15 protein-coding genes are annotated in these 12,711 nt (G+C 71.2%); 7 read left to right on the top strand and 8 right to left on the bottom strand.

The genetic code is table 11. From position 1 onward, the window contains the following. Nucleotides 1-18: 18 nt before the first annotated feature. Entirely contained in the window at nt 19-1,191 is a 1,173-nt protein-coding gene (locus NKG96_RS05460; protein WP_254537460.1) for a 3-dehydroquinate synthase II, read from the bottom strand. A gap of 93 nt (nt 1,192-1,284) precedes the next feature. Here NKG96_RS05460 and NKG96_RS05455 point away from each other — a divergent pair, with 93 nt between their 5' ends. Beyond that, nucleotides 1,285-1,962 (top strand): HAD family hydrolase, encoded by a 678-nt coding sequence (locus NKG96_RS05455; protein ID WP_254537459.1) that lies wholly within the window; start codon nt 1,285-1,287, stop codon nt 1,960-1,962. A 7-nt stretch (nt 1,963-1,969) separates the two neighbouring features. Here NKG96_RS05455 and NKG96_RS05450 read toward each other — a convergent pair whose 3' ends face one another. The 5 genes from NKG96_RS05450 to trpC all read right to left on the bottom strand — a co-directional run bounded on the left by NKG96_RS05450 (nt 1,970) and on the right by trpC (nt 6,547). Continuing rightward, nucleotides 1,970-2,743 carry an SDR family NAD(P)-dependent oxidoreductase gene (locus NKG96_RS05450; RefSeq protein ID WP_254537458.1) on the bottom strand — a complete coding sequence of 258 codons (774 nt, stop codon included), beginning with the start codon at nt 2,741-2,743 and terminating at the stop codon, nt 1,970-1,972. 76 nt (nt 2,744-2,819) lie between these two features. Next, on the bottom strand, nt 2,820-3,614 hold the full coding sequence (locus NKG96_RS05445) for a 2-amino-3,7-dideoxy-D-threo-hept-6-ulosonate synthase (protein WP_254537457.1): 795 nt from the start codon (nt 3,612-3,614) through the stop codon (nt 2,820-2,822). Between the two features lie 28 nt (nt 3,615-3,642). Then, nucleotides 3,643-4,521 (bottom strand): tryptophan synthase subunit alpha, encoded by an 879-nt coding sequence (trpA, locus tag NKG96_RS05440; RefSeq protein WP_254537456.1) that lies wholly within the window; start codon nt 4,519-4,521, stop codon nt 3,643-3,645. Next, complete coding sequence (gene trpB, locus NKG96_RS05435; protein WP_254537455.1) at nt 4,518-5,789, bottom strand: tryptophan synthase subunit beta; 1,272 nt, start codon at nt 5,787-5,789, stop codon at nt 4,518-4,520. Before trpB ends, trpA begins: the two co-directional genes overlap by 4 nt. Further along, nucleotides 5,786-6,547 carry an indole-3-glycerol phosphate synthase gene (gene trpC / locus NKG96_RS05430; protein WP_254537454.1) on the bottom strand — a complete coding sequence of 254 codons (762 nt, stop codon included), beginning with the start codon at nt 6,545-6,547 and terminating at the stop codon, nt 5,786-5,788. Before trpC ends, trpB begins: the two co-directional genes overlap by 4 nt. Before the next feature lie 84 nt (nt 6,548-6,631). Between trpC and NKG96_RS05425 the strand changes: the two genes are divergently transcribed. Continuing rightward, nucleotides 6,632-7,276 carry an esterase/lipase family protein gene (locus tag NKG96_RS05425; protein ID WP_254537453.1) on the top strand — a complete coding sequence of 215 codons (645 nt, stop codon included), beginning with the start codon at nt 6,632-6,634 and terminating at the stop codon, nt 7,274-7,276. A gap of 66 nt (nt 7,277-7,342) precedes the next feature. Next, a complete protein-coding gene (locus tag NKG96_RS05420) occupies nt 7,343-7,798 on the top strand; it encodes a methylated-DNA--[protein]-cysteine S-methyltransferase (RefSeq protein ID WP_254537452.1) in 456 nt (151 codons plus the stop codon). A gap of 10 nt (nt 7,799-7,808) precedes the next feature. Here NKG96_RS05420 and NKG96_RS05415 read toward each other — a convergent pair whose 3' ends face one another. Further along, nucleotides 7,809-8,147, bottom strand: a complete 339-nt coding sequence (locus NKG96_RS05415; protein WP_254537451.1) for a hypothetical protein — start codon at nt 8,145-8,147, stop codon at nt 7,809-7,811. A 130-nt stretch (nt 8,148-8,277) separates the two neighbouring features. Here NKG96_RS05415 and NKG96_RS05410 point away from each other — a divergent pair, with 130 nt between their 5' ends. Then, on the top strand, nt 8,278-9,186 hold the full coding sequence (locus NKG96_RS05410; RefSeq protein WP_254537450.1) for a rhomboid family intramembrane serine protease: 909 nt from the start codon (nt 8,278-8,280) through the stop codon (nt 9,184-9,186). A gap of 4 nt (nt 9,187-9,190) precedes the next feature. Further along, nucleotides 9,191-10,024, top strand: a complete 834-nt coding sequence (locus tag NKG96_RS05405; protein WP_254537449.1) for an endonuclease V — start codon at nt 9,191-9,193, stop codon at nt 10,022-10,024. A gap of 3 nt (nt 10,025-10,027) precedes the next feature. On the opposite strand, the gene NKG96_RS05400 is transcribed toward NKG96_RS05405, so the two are convergent. After that, complete coding sequence (locus NKG96_RS05400; RefSeq protein ID WP_254537448.1) at nt 10,028-10,348, bottom strand: hypothetical protein; 321 nt, start codon at nt 10,346-10,348, stop codon at nt 10,028-10,030. A 173-nt stretch (nt 10,349-10,521) separates the two neighbouring features. On the opposite strand from NKG96_RS05400, the gene NKG96_RS05395 reads away from it, so the two are divergent. Next, entirely contained in the window at nt 10,522-11,343 is an 822-nt protein-coding gene (locus tag NKG96_RS05395; RefSeq protein ID WP_254537447.1) for an SDR family oxidoreductase, read from the top strand. A 3-nt stretch (nt 11,344-11,346) separates the two neighbouring features. Then, the gene (locus NKG96_RS05390) at nt 11,347-12,711 is read left to right on the top strand and encodes a glycerate kinase type-2 family protein (protein WP_254537446.1); all 1,365 of its coding nucleotides are present in this window, start codon (nt 11,347-11,349) and stop codon (nt 12,709-12,711) included.

Below are 12,711 nucleotides of genomic sequence, written 5' to 3'. Positions count from 1 at the left end.
CGGGGCGTCGAACGGGACCTACTGCTCGATGATGGACTCCTCGACCTGTTCGCCGAAGTGGCGGGCGGTGTCCTCGTAGTGGACGAGAACCTCGTCGCCCTCCTGTAGGTCGGTGACGGCCGTCCGGCCCTCGCGGGTGGCGACCTTGATGGTCTCGGCGTTCTGGAGGAGCGTCTCGATGCGGTCGCCTTCGACCTCCGCCTGCACGCGGAACATCGGGCGTTTCTCTATCTTCGAGCGCCCGACGATGGCCTCGCGGGTGTTCCCCTCGGTGTCGACGACCTGCACCTCGTCCCCGCTCGTGAGTTCGGCGAGGTACTTCGTCTTGCCGTCGGGCGTGCGGACGTAGGCGTGGACGGCACCCGCGTTCACCCGGAAGGGGCGGGAGGCGACGTACGGCGACTCGGCCGTCTCGGCGTGGACGAAGAACAGCCCTCGAGACATCGACCCGACGAGCATCCCTTCGTCGTGGTCGAACAGGCTCCCGGTGTCAACGCAAACGCGGTCCGCGCTCCCGGTCTGTTCGATGGCCGTCACAGTGGCCCACGTCAGGTCGAGGTGTTCGCGTTCGGCCGCGTCGCGCAGGTCGACCGTCTCCCGGATGACGTCCGGGTCGTCCGTGTCGAGGAGGACGGCGTCCGCGCCGAGTTCGAGCGTCTCGAAGGCCGTTCGGGCCTCCTCGGCGGTGGTGACGCCCGCGACGAGGTCCGTCTCCTCGCCGATGCGGGCGATGAGGTTCTCCAGCGGGATGATCTTCCAGTCCTCGCCGACGACGATGGTGAAGTCGGCGTCGCGGGCCGCCTCCTCCGCGAACGTCTCGTAGCGCTGGTCGCGGATGCGGACGTAGACGCCCTGTGCGCCGTTTCGGCGGACGGCGGTGAGGTCCGCCGACCCCGAGAGGTCGTTCGGCAGGTCGACCGTGCCGTCTCCCTCGGTTCCCTTCCCGACGACGAGGGCGTCGGGGGTGGCGTCGTGGTCTGGTTCGGCGTCGGGTTCGGCGTCCATCACGTGGACGTCGTCGCCCGCGAACGCCGCGACGTTCACCTGCCCGAGTTCCCGGACGCGAGCCACGTCCTCCCGGTCGACGAGCACCCAGTCCACGCCGGCTTCGAGGCCGGCGGTGATTCGCTGGCGTCGCGCGTCCCAGTCTCCCACCTCGTCGTCTGCCTTCAGCCAGACGGCACGTGTCATTGTCGGTGGCTTGCGACGGGCGCTATTGAACGTGGTGGAACCGGTACTGGCGTACACGCAACCCTTTTCGTCGCGAACCGGGTAGAGTCGTCAGTGACGGTCCCCCCGACTGCGGTTCTCTTCGACCTCGACGACACCCTCTGTGAACACCGCCGCACCCTCGCCGAGCGACTGGCCGCGGCGGCAGACCACGCCGACCTCGCCCTCCCGTTCGACGCTGACGCGGTGCGCGCGGCGTTCGCCGACGTGCCGACCGCCGCCACCGCCCACGAGTTCTACACCTACCTGTTCGCCGCGGCGGCGCGACGGGTCGGCGGCGACCCCTCCCTCGCGCCGCGCCTCGCCACCGCCTTCAGAGTGGCGTCCGACCCCGCGGCGGTCCGGTTTCGCCCCGGCGCGACAGACGCACTCGCCGCCGTCCGCGACCGAGACGTGGCCGTCGGTCTCGTCACGAACGGCGGGCGGACGACCCAGTCGGCGAAACTCGCCGCCCTCGGCATCGAGGACGCCTTCGACGTGCGCGTGTTCGCCACGCCCGACCGGGGACTGAAGCCCAGCGCTTACCCCTTCCGTCGGGCGCTCGCCACTCTCGACGCCGACCCGGCGCGCACGCTCTACGTCGGCAACTCCCTCCGGGCGGACGTGACCGGCGCGAACCGCGAGGGCCTCCGGTCGGTGTGGTATCCGACCGCGGACGAGCGCACCCCGGACCCGCATCCCGCGCCGGACCACACGCTCGACACCCTCGCAGACCTGCCCGCGTTGCTGTAGGGCGCGCTCACACCTCGCCGTGCACGCCCCACCCGCCGTCGACGGCCAGCAGTTCGCCCGTGGCGAACGACGCCCCCTCACTGGCGAGAAAGAGCGTCGCGGGGACGACATCCTCGGGGAACCCCGGCCGCCCGAGGGGGACGCGCTCTTCGATCTCCGATAGTTCGTCCCCGTCGCCGACGCAGGCCGCGCCCGGCCCCGGCACCACGGCGTTCACCCGGACCCCCGCCCCGGCGAGTTCGCGCGCCGACTCGCGGGTGAGCGTCCGCACCGCCCCAGCGGCTGTCACGGCGGCGACGTCGTCGCTCGTCGGGGTCGACGCCCCGACCGGGACCACGTTGACGACACAACCCTCGACGCCTCGCTCGGTGAAGTCCCGGGCGGCGGCCCGCGTCCCCAGGAGCGTCCCCCGGGTGGCCGTCTCGACGACCAGGTCGAACGAGTCCGGGTCGGCGTCCAGCAACGACCCGCCAGCGACCGCGCTCGCGGCGTTGACGAGGACGTCGAGGCCGCCGAACTCGCGGGTCGCCTCGACGAGCGAGTCCACCGCCTCGACGTCGGTGACGTCCGTCTCGACGAACGCCGCGTCCCCGCCGCCCTCGTGGACGACGCGGTGGGTCGGCACGCTCGCGTGCTGGTCGGCCGGGCGCTCGCGCAGGTCGGCGACGACGACGCTCGCGCCCGCGCGGGCGAACGCCAGCGCGACGGCCCGCCCGATGCCGCTCGCGCCGCCCGCGACGGCGACGGTGTCGCCCTCGAAGTCGTACGAGACCGTTCCCATGGGTGGTGCGTGGGCAGGGGAGGGGAAAGGCGTACCCGTCGCCGACGGGCCCGGGCAGTCGTGAGGAGGGGTCGGTTCAGACCGGCGTGGAGAAGCCCGCGCGTTCGAGGGCGTCCTCCGCGCTGGCGTCGTCGTGGACGACGGCGCTGACCGCGCGGGTGATGGCCTCGGGGTCGTCGTGCTGGAAGATGGAGCGGCCCATCGAGACGCCCGCGCCGCCGGCGTCCATCGCGCCGCGGACGGCTTCGAGGGTGGCCTTGTCGCCCTCGGGTTCGCCGCCCGCGATGACGACCGGCAGGCGCGTCGACTCCACGACGTGTTCGAAGCTCTCGGCGTCGCCGGAGTAACCCGTCTTGATGACGTGTGCGCCGAGTTCCTCGCCGAGACGGGCCGCGTGACCGAGCGCCTCGGGGTCGGACTCGTCCACCCCGGGACCGCGGGCGTACGTCATCGCGAGGACGGGCATCCCGAGGCGTTCGGCCTCGTCGGTGACCCGCGCGAGGTCCTCCATCTGTTTGCCCTCGTAGTTACTGCCGACGTTGAGGTGGACGGAGACGGCGTCGGCGCCCGCGCGGACCGCCTCCTCGACGGTGCCGGTGACGCGCTTGTCGTTCTCGTCCGGGCCGACGACCGTCGAGGCGTTGAGGTGGACGATGAAGCCCGCGCCGTTCGTGTTGCCGTGGACGCGCGGGGCGATGCCCTTCTGGGTGAGGACGGAGTCCGCGCCGCCGCGCGTCACCGCGTCGATGGTCGATTCAATGTCCTTGAGACCTGTTACCGCACCGAGCGTGATGCCGTGGTCCATCGGGACGACGAGGAACTTCCCGTCTGTCCCGATGCGGTCGAGTCGTGCCTGGATACCGGTGTTCATTGATGTGTGAATCTGTGGCAGGTTCCGTTCAAGTCCGTTCCGGTCGCGTCCGTGCTTGCGCTCCCGCGAGTGCGCCCTCCTTCAGTTCGCGCGCCTTCTCCTCCAGTCGGGCGGCGACCTCCTCGGTGCTGTCGCCGTTCTCGTGTCCTTCGGCGACGTCGCCGGACTGCGTCCGGCTGGCTGCCGAAGTCCCTTCGGCAACGATGTCGACGAGGGCGCTCCCGACGATGACGCCGTCCGCGCCCGCCGCCACGACTTCGCGGGCCTGCTCGCCCGAGGAGATGCCGAACCCGACGGCCTTCGGGACGTCCCACTCCGACAGTCGGTCGAGGCTCTCGCCGGTCTGGTCGCTCACGTCCGCCTTCGCGCCCGTGACGCCGAGGCGAGCCTGCACGTAGACGTACCCGGAGGTCTGGTCCATGAGGCGTTCGAGGCGCTCGCCGCGGGTCGTCGGCGCGACGATGAATATCAGGTCGAGGCCGAACTCGTCGCAGGCCTCCCTGAGCGGCCCGGACTCCTCGGCCGGTAAGTCCGGGACGACGAACCCCGACAGCCCCACCTCGGCGGCGCGTTCGACGAACGGCCGTGGCCCCGCCTCCTCGCCGAACTGGTAGATGAGGTTGTAGTAGGTCATACAGACGAGGGGCACGTCCACGTCGAGGTCCTCGACCGCGTCGAGGAACTTCGTGGGGGTCATCCCTCCTTCGAGCGAGCGGACGACGGCCGACTGAATGGTGGGGCCCTCCGCGATGGGTTCGGAGAACGCCAGACCGAGTTCGATGACGTCCGCACCGCCGCGTTCGAGGGCCTTCACGTATTCGAGAGACGATTCGAGGTCCGGGTCGCCCAGTGCGAGGTACGGGACGAACGCCGGGCCGTCGGCGAAGGCTTCGTCGAGTCGGCTCACTCCGAACCACCCGCGCCGGACGCGGAGAACACGTCCATGTCGGGGGCGTTCTCGATGTCGCGCTTCTCCGTCTCCTCGATGACCGATTCGAGGTCCTTGTCGCCCCGCCCGGAGACACAGACGACGACGCTGTCGCCCAGTTGGTCGGAGGTGGCGTCCTCCAGCCACGCGACGGCGTGGGCGGTTTCGAGGGCGGGGATGATGCCTTCCTCCTGCGAGAGGCGGTGGAACCCGGCGAGTGCAGCGTCGTCGTCGACGGTGACCGGCGTGACCCGCCCCTCGTCGACGAGGTGGGCGAGTTCCGGCCCGACGCCCGCGTAGTCCAGCCCCGAGGAGATGCTGTGCGACTCCACGATCTGCCCGTCACCGTCCTGCAGGAGACGGGTGCGCGCGCCGTGGAGGACACCTTCCGTCCCCGTCGAGAGCGAGGCGGAGTTGGGCGCGACGCCCGTCTCCTCGTCGACTTCGAGCGAGGACCCGCCCGCCTCGACGGCGAACAGCGAGACGTCCTCGTCGGACACGAACTCCGCGAAGGCCCCCATCGTGTTCGACCCGCCGCCCGCACACGCGACGACGCTGTCGGGGAGGCCGCCGGCCTGCTCTCGCATCTGCCGGCGCGCCTCCTCCGAGATGACCGACTGAAACTCCCGGACCATCGTGGGGAACGGGTGGGGACCAACCACGCTCCCGATGACGTAGTGGGTGTTCTCGACGGTGGTGGCCCAGTCCCGCATCGCCTCGCTGATGGCCTCCTTCAGGGTGCCCCGGCCCGCGGTGACGGGTTCGACCTCGGCACCGTTGAGGCGCATCCGGAAGACGTTGGGTCGCTGCCGGTTGATGTCGCGCCGGCCCATGTAGACGACGCAGGGCATGTCGAGGTGGGCGGCGGCCATCGCGGTGGCGGTGCCGTGCTGGCCGGCGCCCGTCTCCGCGACGATTCGCTCCTTGCCCATGTACTTCGCGAGGAGGACCTGCCCGAGGGCGTTGTTGAGTTTGTGTGCCCCGCCGTGGAGGAGGTCCTCGCGCTTGAGGTAGACGTCCGTATCGTAGCGCGCGCTCAACTGCTCGGCGTACTGGAGCGGGGTGGGTCGCCCGCCGAAGTCCCGGATGCGCTCGCGGAACTCGTCCACGAAGCCGCCCTCGTTCTCCAGGACGTAGCGCCGGAAGGCGTCGTCCAGTTCCTCGATGGCCGGCATCAGGGCCTCGGGGACGTACTGGCCGCCGTAGTCGCCGAACTTACTCGGGTTCTCGTTCGTGTTCGAACTCATGTCTGGGGTGTCGTGAGGCGTCGGGTGCTCGCTTCGACGCTGTCGCCGCGCATGATGGCCGTCCCGACCAGCAGGCCGTCAGCGCCCGCCCGGCGCATCCGGGCGGCGTCCGATGGCGTGGCTATGCCGCTCTCCGCAATGAGAGTCACGCTGTCGGGTGCGTGTCTCGCGACGTCCACGAACGTCTCCAGGTTGACCACGAGGTTCGCCAGGTCGCGGTTGTTGATTCCGACGATGTCCGCGCCCGCGTCGAGCGCCTCGCGGAGTTCCGCCTCGGAGTGGACCTCCACGAGCACCTGGAAGCCCCGGTCGCGGGCCGCCGCCAGCATCCCCGGCAGGTCGTCCACGAACCGGGCGATGAGGAGGACGACGTCCGTCTCGACGGCGTCGAGGTGCGCCTCCTCCAGGAGGAAGTCCTTTCGGAGGACGGGCACGTCCACGGCCTCGCGGACGCGTTCGAGCGTCTCGACGGATCCGCCGAAGTGCTCGGGTTCGGTCAGTACCGACAGCGCCGCCGCGCCCCCCGCGACCATCTCGCGGGCGAGGTCGACCGGGTCGCGGTCGTCGCGGCCCTCGGTCGTCGGACTGGTCGGCTTGACCTCCGCGATGACGGGGACGCGGCCGTCGCGGTCGGCCGCCGCCAGCGCCTCGGGGAGACGCCGAGGGGACACCGACACCCGCCCCTCGGGTGGCTGTCGCCCGCGCGCCGCGTCGAGAATCGACGCGACGGCCGGGGCGAGCTCCTCGTTAGTGTTCATCGTTGTACTACGATGGACTAGAATGGACATAAGACTTGTGTGTTCCCCCGCTCCCTTTTCCGTCCGCTCGGCCTCCCGGGCGTGATGGACGCGAACCGCGAGGGGAGGGACGGCCCGCCCGGCGACGAACCGGTCCTCCTCGTCCACGGGTACGGCGACACCGGCCACTCGCCGTGGTGGCGGACGCTCGCCGACCACTTCTACGACTCGGGGTACACTCGGGACGCCGTCGAGACGCTCAGCCTCGGGTGGCTGCCCGGAACGACCGTCGGGTCCCCCGAACGCTACGCCCGGCGAATCGGTCGGGCCGTCGAACGCCTCCGGGACCGACACGACTCCCGGGTGGACGTGGTGGCCCACTCGATGGGCGGCCTGGGCGTGCGCTGGTACGTCGAACGCGAGGACGGCGCGCCCAACGTCCACGACCTCGTCACCCTCGGCACGCCCCATCAGGGGACGGCGCTCGCCCGCGCGGGGTCGTGGACGCCCGGCGGGCGGGCGATGCTCCCCGGGAGCGACTTCCTGCGGACGCTCAACGGTCGTCGCCTCCCGCGCGCGGTGAACTACACCGCCGTCTGGAGCGAGGACGACGAGGCCGTCCTGCCGGGCCACCGCGCCCGCCTCCCGTTCACGGCGTCGAACGTCCGGAACGTCCGCGTGCGGGGCCCGGGACACATCGGACTCGTCACCAGCCACGACGTCTTCGACTCGTACGCGGAGACGCTGTGAGGGCGCGGCGGCGGAAGCCGCTAGCGCCGGACTAACTTTCATAGGTGGCATCGACCTGTAGGTAGCATGGACGACGCCGGCATCTACACCCGCGAGTCCGAGTACCTCGACTGCTACGTCCAGCTCGGCCTCGCGAGCGACCGCGTCCTCGCCGTCTCCTTCCCCGAGGAGTCCGACGACGAGGACGCGGACCACGCCCTCCTCGACCGCATCGACGCGTACCTGGAGGGCGAACGGGAGGAGTTCGACGACGTGGCCGTCGCGCTGACCGTCCCCACCGACCAGCGGGAGGTACTGGAGACCACCCGGGAGGTCCCCTACGGCGAACAGGTGTCCGTCGAACGGCTGACGCGGATGACGCCCGGCCTCGACGCCAGCAGCGACGAGGACCACGACGCCGTCCGGACCGCGCTCGCGGCCAACCCCGCACCCCTCGTCATCCCCGACCACCGCGTCCGCGACGGGCCGAGCGGTGCGCCCCCCGAGATAGAACAGCGCCTCCGTGCACTCGAAGGACTCTGACCCCGGCGAGTCACGCCGAGACGGCGCCCACGAGGACGCCGACGGCGAAGACGACGCTCCCCGCCTCCCCGACGAGCGACGCCCCGAGGAGGTAGCCCGCGCTCCCGACGAGGGTACCGGAGAGGAGGAGCGCCACCTGTACGGTCGTCTCCCGCGAGTCCCGCCCGAGCGCCCGGCGACAGGAACACCCCGGCAGGGCCGCGAGGAAGACGAGCGCGAAGGCGGGCATGGCGAACCCCCAGACCCACGCGGTCCCGTAGTCGAGTGCGGCCCCCGCAAGCGAGCAACACGCGAACGCGCCCGCGCCACCCAGCAGGGTCAGGTCGCTCGTGCTGTGCGACGACTGCATACACGGACGGTGTCGACGGCGAGGCTTGAACGGTTCGGAGTCCGTCGAGCGCCGCGAACGCCTCCGCAGCCGGGAGGAACCGCCGCGCCACACCCCAAATCCCTTTGCTGACAGCATCGTAGCGGTGGCAATGGCAACGTGCGACGTGTGTGGGCGAGAGGAGAGCATGCCGTACCGCTGTCGGCACTGCGGCGGCACCTACTGCTCCGACCACCGCCTCCCGGAGAACCACGACTGCGCCGGCTTGCAGAACTGGGGTGACCCGAGCGGCGTCTTCGACAGCGGCTTCGACGACAGCGTGAACCAGCAGGGGCGGGCGAAGAGCGTCGCTTCCCGCGTCACGTCCACCGGCGGTCCCCTCTCCTATTTCCGGGGGAACATGACCTACCCCTTCCTCGGCCTGATGCTCCTGACGTTCGTCGCGCAGTACGGCATCGCGCCGGCACTCGGCATCCCCGCCGGGTCGGCGGCGTGGCGGGACCTGTTCACCCTCTCGACGGCCAATCCCCTCTACGTCTGGACGTGGGTCACCTCCATCTTCGCCCACGGCGGGTTCGGTCACATCTTCGCCAACGGCATCGCCCTGTTCTTTTTCGGCCCCATCGTGGAGCGACACGTCGGGTCGCGGGCCTACACCGCGCTGTTCTTCGTCAGCGGGATGGCCGCCGGCCTCGGACAGATCGGCCTCAGCCTCCTGTTGAACACCCCCTCGGCCGTCCTCGGGGCCAGCGGCGCGGTCATGGCCGTCCTCGCCGTCCTCACCGTCCTCAGCCCGGACATGCGGGTCCTGCTCTACTTCTTCATTCCCGTCCCCATCTGGGTCATTACGTTCGGCTACGCCGGCCTCTCGGTCCTCGGGATGCTCTCGCCGACGACGAACGTCCTCGGCGGCAACATCGCCCACGCGGCCCACCTCACCGGACTGGTCATCGGTCTCGCCTATGGCGAGTACGTCCGCAGACAGGGCGTCAGCGGCCCCAGCAACCTCCAGTTGGGCGGCGGCGCTGGCGGACCGGGACGCGGCCGCGGGCCCTTCTGAGCCGATGGACGTACCCCACCCCGAGTTCCGGCCCGACCCGTCGATGAGTCGCGCGGAGATGGAGGCACTGCAGGACGACATCGCCGCGAGCGCCCGCTTCGAGGACGACTTCCCCTTCGACGCGCGGGCGGTCTGCGTCGGGGGCGACGGTCCCGGAGAGCAGTCCTCGTTCGGCGACGCGGCCGCGTTCGGCGGCCACGAGGGCGACGGAGGGGAATCGGACCCGCCCCTCGTCGCGGGCGTCGACCAGGCGTTCCTCGACGAACGAGTCGTGAGCGCCATCGTCGTCCTGCGGGGGAGCGAGGTGGTCGAACGCACCTACGCCGTCTCGCCGATGGAGTTCCCCTACATCCCCGGCCTGCTCTCGTTCCGCGAGGGCGGCCCCATCCTCGACGCCTTCGAGACGCTCGAAACCGAACCGGACGTCGTGTTCTTCGACGGGTCCGGGCGCATCCACTACCGACAGGCGGGGCTGGCGACACACATGGGCGTGGCGCTGGACGTGCCGTCGCTCGGCGTCGCGAAGAACCTCCTCTGTGGCGTGCCAGTAGAACCGACGGACGAACTCGACGCGGGCGAGCGTGTGGCCGTAGAGGCGGACGACGACGTGAGCGCCCCCGCGGGGACGGTCATCGGCTACGCCGTCCAGACTCGGCAGTTCGACACCTCCTTCCGCATCAACCCGGTGTACGTCTCGCCGGGCCACCGCCTGAGCGCGGAGACCGCCGCCGACCTCGTCGACCGCTTCCGGGGCGGGTACAAGCTCCCCGAACCGACGCGGCTGGCCGACGAGTACGCCGACGCGGCGAAGGCCGAGGTGGCCGGCGACCGAGCCTGACCGTCAGCGCGACTCGCGGACGACGATCAGCGGCCGGTCGCTGTCGCGCAGTTCCCGTAGCAGGTCGGCGACCTCCTCGGCGGCCCGGATCTGATCCGTCGGCGTCGTCGGGGCCACCGTGCTGAAGGCGTCGATGAGCGCATCGAGCAGCGCGTCGCTGGCCGGCGCGCGCGACTGGTCCGGGACCAGACGGTGCTCGGAGGGGTGGAGCTGTCCCTCGACGACGCTCTTCGGCATCACGTACTCCTCGCCGACGCGTCTGATGGCGTCGCTCCGGCGGGTCTGGTCGATTCGGTCGGGGGCGTCCGAGTCGTTCGTGCTCATGGATAGTCTGTGAACGGACGGGGCGGGACGGCGCACCCGACGACCGGGCGCGGGTCCGGACCCGTCATTTCGTCTATCGAATAGTGGGGCCTCCAGAGGGAACTGCTTTGGCTTGCGAACGCCGCCGCCCCTCGACCGGCGACCCTTAAGTGCGGGGCGCGAGACTCGCGGACATGGCAAAGACCGTGCTGATTACAGGGTGCTCGTCCGGTATCGGTCGGGCGACCGCCCGGGCGTTCCGCGAGGAGGAGTGGACGGTCTACGCGACGGCCCGCGACACGGCCGACGTGCAGGACCTCGCCGACATCGGCTGTGAGACGGCGGCGCTCGACGTGACCGACGCGACGCAGGTGGAGGGCGTCGTCGACCGCATCGTGGAGGAACAGGGCCGCATCGACTGCCTCGTCAACAACGCCGGCTACGGGCAGTTCGGCCCCGTCGAGGACGTCCCGACCGACGTGCTCCACCGACAGTTCGACGTGAACCTCTACGGCCCCCACCGGCTCATCCGGGCCGTCCTCCCGCACATGCGCGAACGCGAGTCGGGGCGCATCGTCAACGTCTCCAGCGTCGCCGGGCGTGTCTCCACGCCCGGGATGGGCGTCTACTGCGCCTCGAAGTTCTCGCTGGAGGCGCTGACCGACGCGCTCCGCAACGAGGTCGAACCGTACGACGTGGAGGCCGTCCTCGTCGAACCCGGGCCGGTCGAGACGGCGTTCGCCGACCGGACGGACGACCAGTTCGCCCCCCTCGACCGCTCGGGGGCCTACGAGACCATCTACCGCCTCTACGAGGACAGCACCGTCTTCGGCGGGCAGAGCCCCGTCGCGGTGACGCCCGACCAGGTGGCGGAGGTCATCCTCGAGGCCGGCCTCACGCCGGATCCGGAACCGCGCTACCCGGTCGGGGCGTTCGCCGACCTGACACTGAAGGCCCGCTACCTGCCCGACCGACTGCAGGACACCGCCTACGGGCTGCTCAACCGCCTGCTCTGAACCATGTCACGTGACGTCGCGGAGGCGTGTATCGAGGCGGGCGTCGCCGCCGCCGACCCCGAGCGGGCGGTCCGCGAGCAACTGCACGTCGAGGCCGAGCGGCTCCACGTCGGCGGCGAGACGTTCGACTTCGCGGACTACGACCGCATCGTCGTCGCGGGCGGCGGGAAGGCGGCGGCCGCCGTCGTCCGCGGCCTCGGTGCGGTCCTCGGGCAGCGAATCACCGAGGGCGTGGTCGTCACCGACGGGGACACCGAGGGACTGCGACCCGTCGAGGGCGACGACACGGACGAGGAGGGGGACGGCGCGGAGGACGTCACGGGAGACGACGAGAGCGCTAGAGACGACGCGGAGGACGAGGAGAACGTCCCTCCGCGCGTCGAGGCGCTCGTCGGCGACCACCCCGTCCCGAGCGAGCGGAACGTCGATGCCACCGAGCGGGTGCTGGACCTGTTGGAGCGCTGTGACGAGCGAACGCTCGTCGTCGCGCCGGTCACGGGCGGCGGGAGCGCTCTGCTGGCCGCGCCGACCGTGCCCCTCGACGCCTTCCGCGAACTGACCGAGGCGCTGGTCGAGAGCGGCGCGGACATCCACGAGATAAACGCCGTTCGCAAGCGCCTCTCGCGGGTGAAAGGCGGGGGGCTGGCGGCCGCCGCCGCCCCCGCAACCGCCCTCGCCCTCCTCGTCAGCGACGTGGTGGGCGACGACCCCGGCGTCATCGCCAGCGGGCCGTTCGCGCCCGACGAATCGAGCGCGGAGGAGGCGCTCGCCGTCCTCGACCGCTACGGCATCGAGGCCGACGAGTCGGTGCGGGAGGCACTCCGGACGGGCGGCGAGGCGGCCACCGACCTCGACCACGTCCACACGCACCTCCTCGTGAACACGCGGACGGCCATCGACGCGGCCGCCGACCTCGCCTTCGAGTCGGGGTACGACCCGCTCGTGCTCTCCTCGTCGATGCGCGGGGAGGCCCGGGAGATCGCCCTGGCGCACGTCGCCGTCGCCGAGGAGGTGGGCGCGGCGGGCGACCCCGTGGCGCCGCCCGCCGCCGTCCTCTCGGGCGGCGAGGTGACCGTCACCGTCGCGGGCGACGGCGAGGGCGGCCCGAACCTCGAACTCGCGCTGGCGGCGGCCCTCGACCTGCCCGAGGGTGTCACGCTCGCCAGCGTGGACACCGACGGCCACGACGGCGGGACGGACGTGGCGGGGGCCGTCGTCGATTCGGGGACCGTCGGGGACGACGCGGACGCCGCCCGCGAGGCCCTCGCGGACAACGACGCCCTCCCGTTCCTCCGGGAGCGGGACGCGTTGCTCGACGTCGAGAGCACCACGAACGTCAACGACCTGCGACTCGTGCTCGTCGAGTAG

It is taken from the genome of Halomarina litorea, assembly GCF_024227715.1.
In the GTDB taxonomy this organism is placed as follows: Archaea; Halobacteriota; Halobacteria; order Halobacteriales; family Haloarculaceae; genus Halomarina; species Halomarina litorea.
This window is presented reverse-complemented; position numbering and strand designations above follow the sequence as displayed.

What these genes read in the sequence shown, in the direction of transcription:
- NKG96_RS05460 (WP_254537460.1), bottom strand. Translation starts at nt 1,191, where the DNA reads ATGACACGTGCCGTCTGGCTGAAGGCAGACGACGAGGTGGGAGACTGG.
- NKG96_RS05450 (WP_254537458.1), bottom strand. Translation starts at nt 2,743, where the DNA reads ATGGGAACGGTCTCGTACGACTTCGAGGGCGACACCGTCGCCGTCGCG.
- NKG96_RS05445 (WP_254537457.1), bottom strand. Translation starts at nt 3,614, where the DNA reads ATGAACACCGGTATCCAGGCACGACTCGACCGCATCGGGACAGACGGG.
- trpB (WP_254537455.1), bottom strand. Translation starts at nt 5,789, where the DNA reads ATGAGTTCGAACACGAACGAGAACCCGAGTAAGTTCGGCGACTACGGC.
- trpC (WP_254537454.1), bottom strand. Translation starts at nt 6,547, where the DNA reads ATGAACACTAACGAGGAGCTCGCCCCGGCCGTCGCGTCGATTCTCGAC.
- NKG96_RS05425 (WP_254537453.1), top strand. Translation starts at nt 6,632, where the DNA reads ATGGACGCGAACCGCGAGGGGAGGGACGGCCCGCCCGGCGACGAACCG.
- NKG96_RS05420 (WP_254537452.1), top strand. Translation starts at nt 7,343, where the DNA reads ATGGACGACGCCGGCATCTACACCCGCGAGTCCGAGTACCTCGACTGC.
- NKG96_RS05415 (WP_254537451.1), bottom strand. Translation starts at nt 8,147, where the DNA reads ATGCAGTCGTCGCACAGCACGAGCGACCTGACCCTGCTGGGTGGCGCG.
- NKG96_RS05410 (WP_254537450.1), top strand. Translation starts at nt 8,278, where the DNA reads ATGGCAACGTGCGACGTGTGTGGGCGAGAGGAGAGCATGCCGTACCGC.
- NKG96_RS05405 (WP_254537449.1), top strand. Translation starts at nt 9,191, where the DNA reads ATGGACGTACCCCACCCCGAGTTCCGGCCCGACCCGTCGATGAGTCGC.
- NKG96_RS05400 (WP_254537448.1), bottom strand. Translation starts at nt 10,348, where the DNA reads ATGAGCACGAACGACTCGGACGCCCCCGACCGAATCGACCAGACCCGC.
- NKG96_RS05395 (WP_254537447.1), top strand. Translation starts at nt 10,522, where the DNA reads ATGGCAAAGACCGTGCTGATTACAGGGTGCTCGTCCGGTATCGGTCGG.
- NKG96_RS05390 (WP_254537446.1), top strand. Translation starts at nt 11,347, where the DNA reads ATGTCACGTGACGTCGCGGAGGCGTGTATCGAGGCGGGCGTCGCCGCC.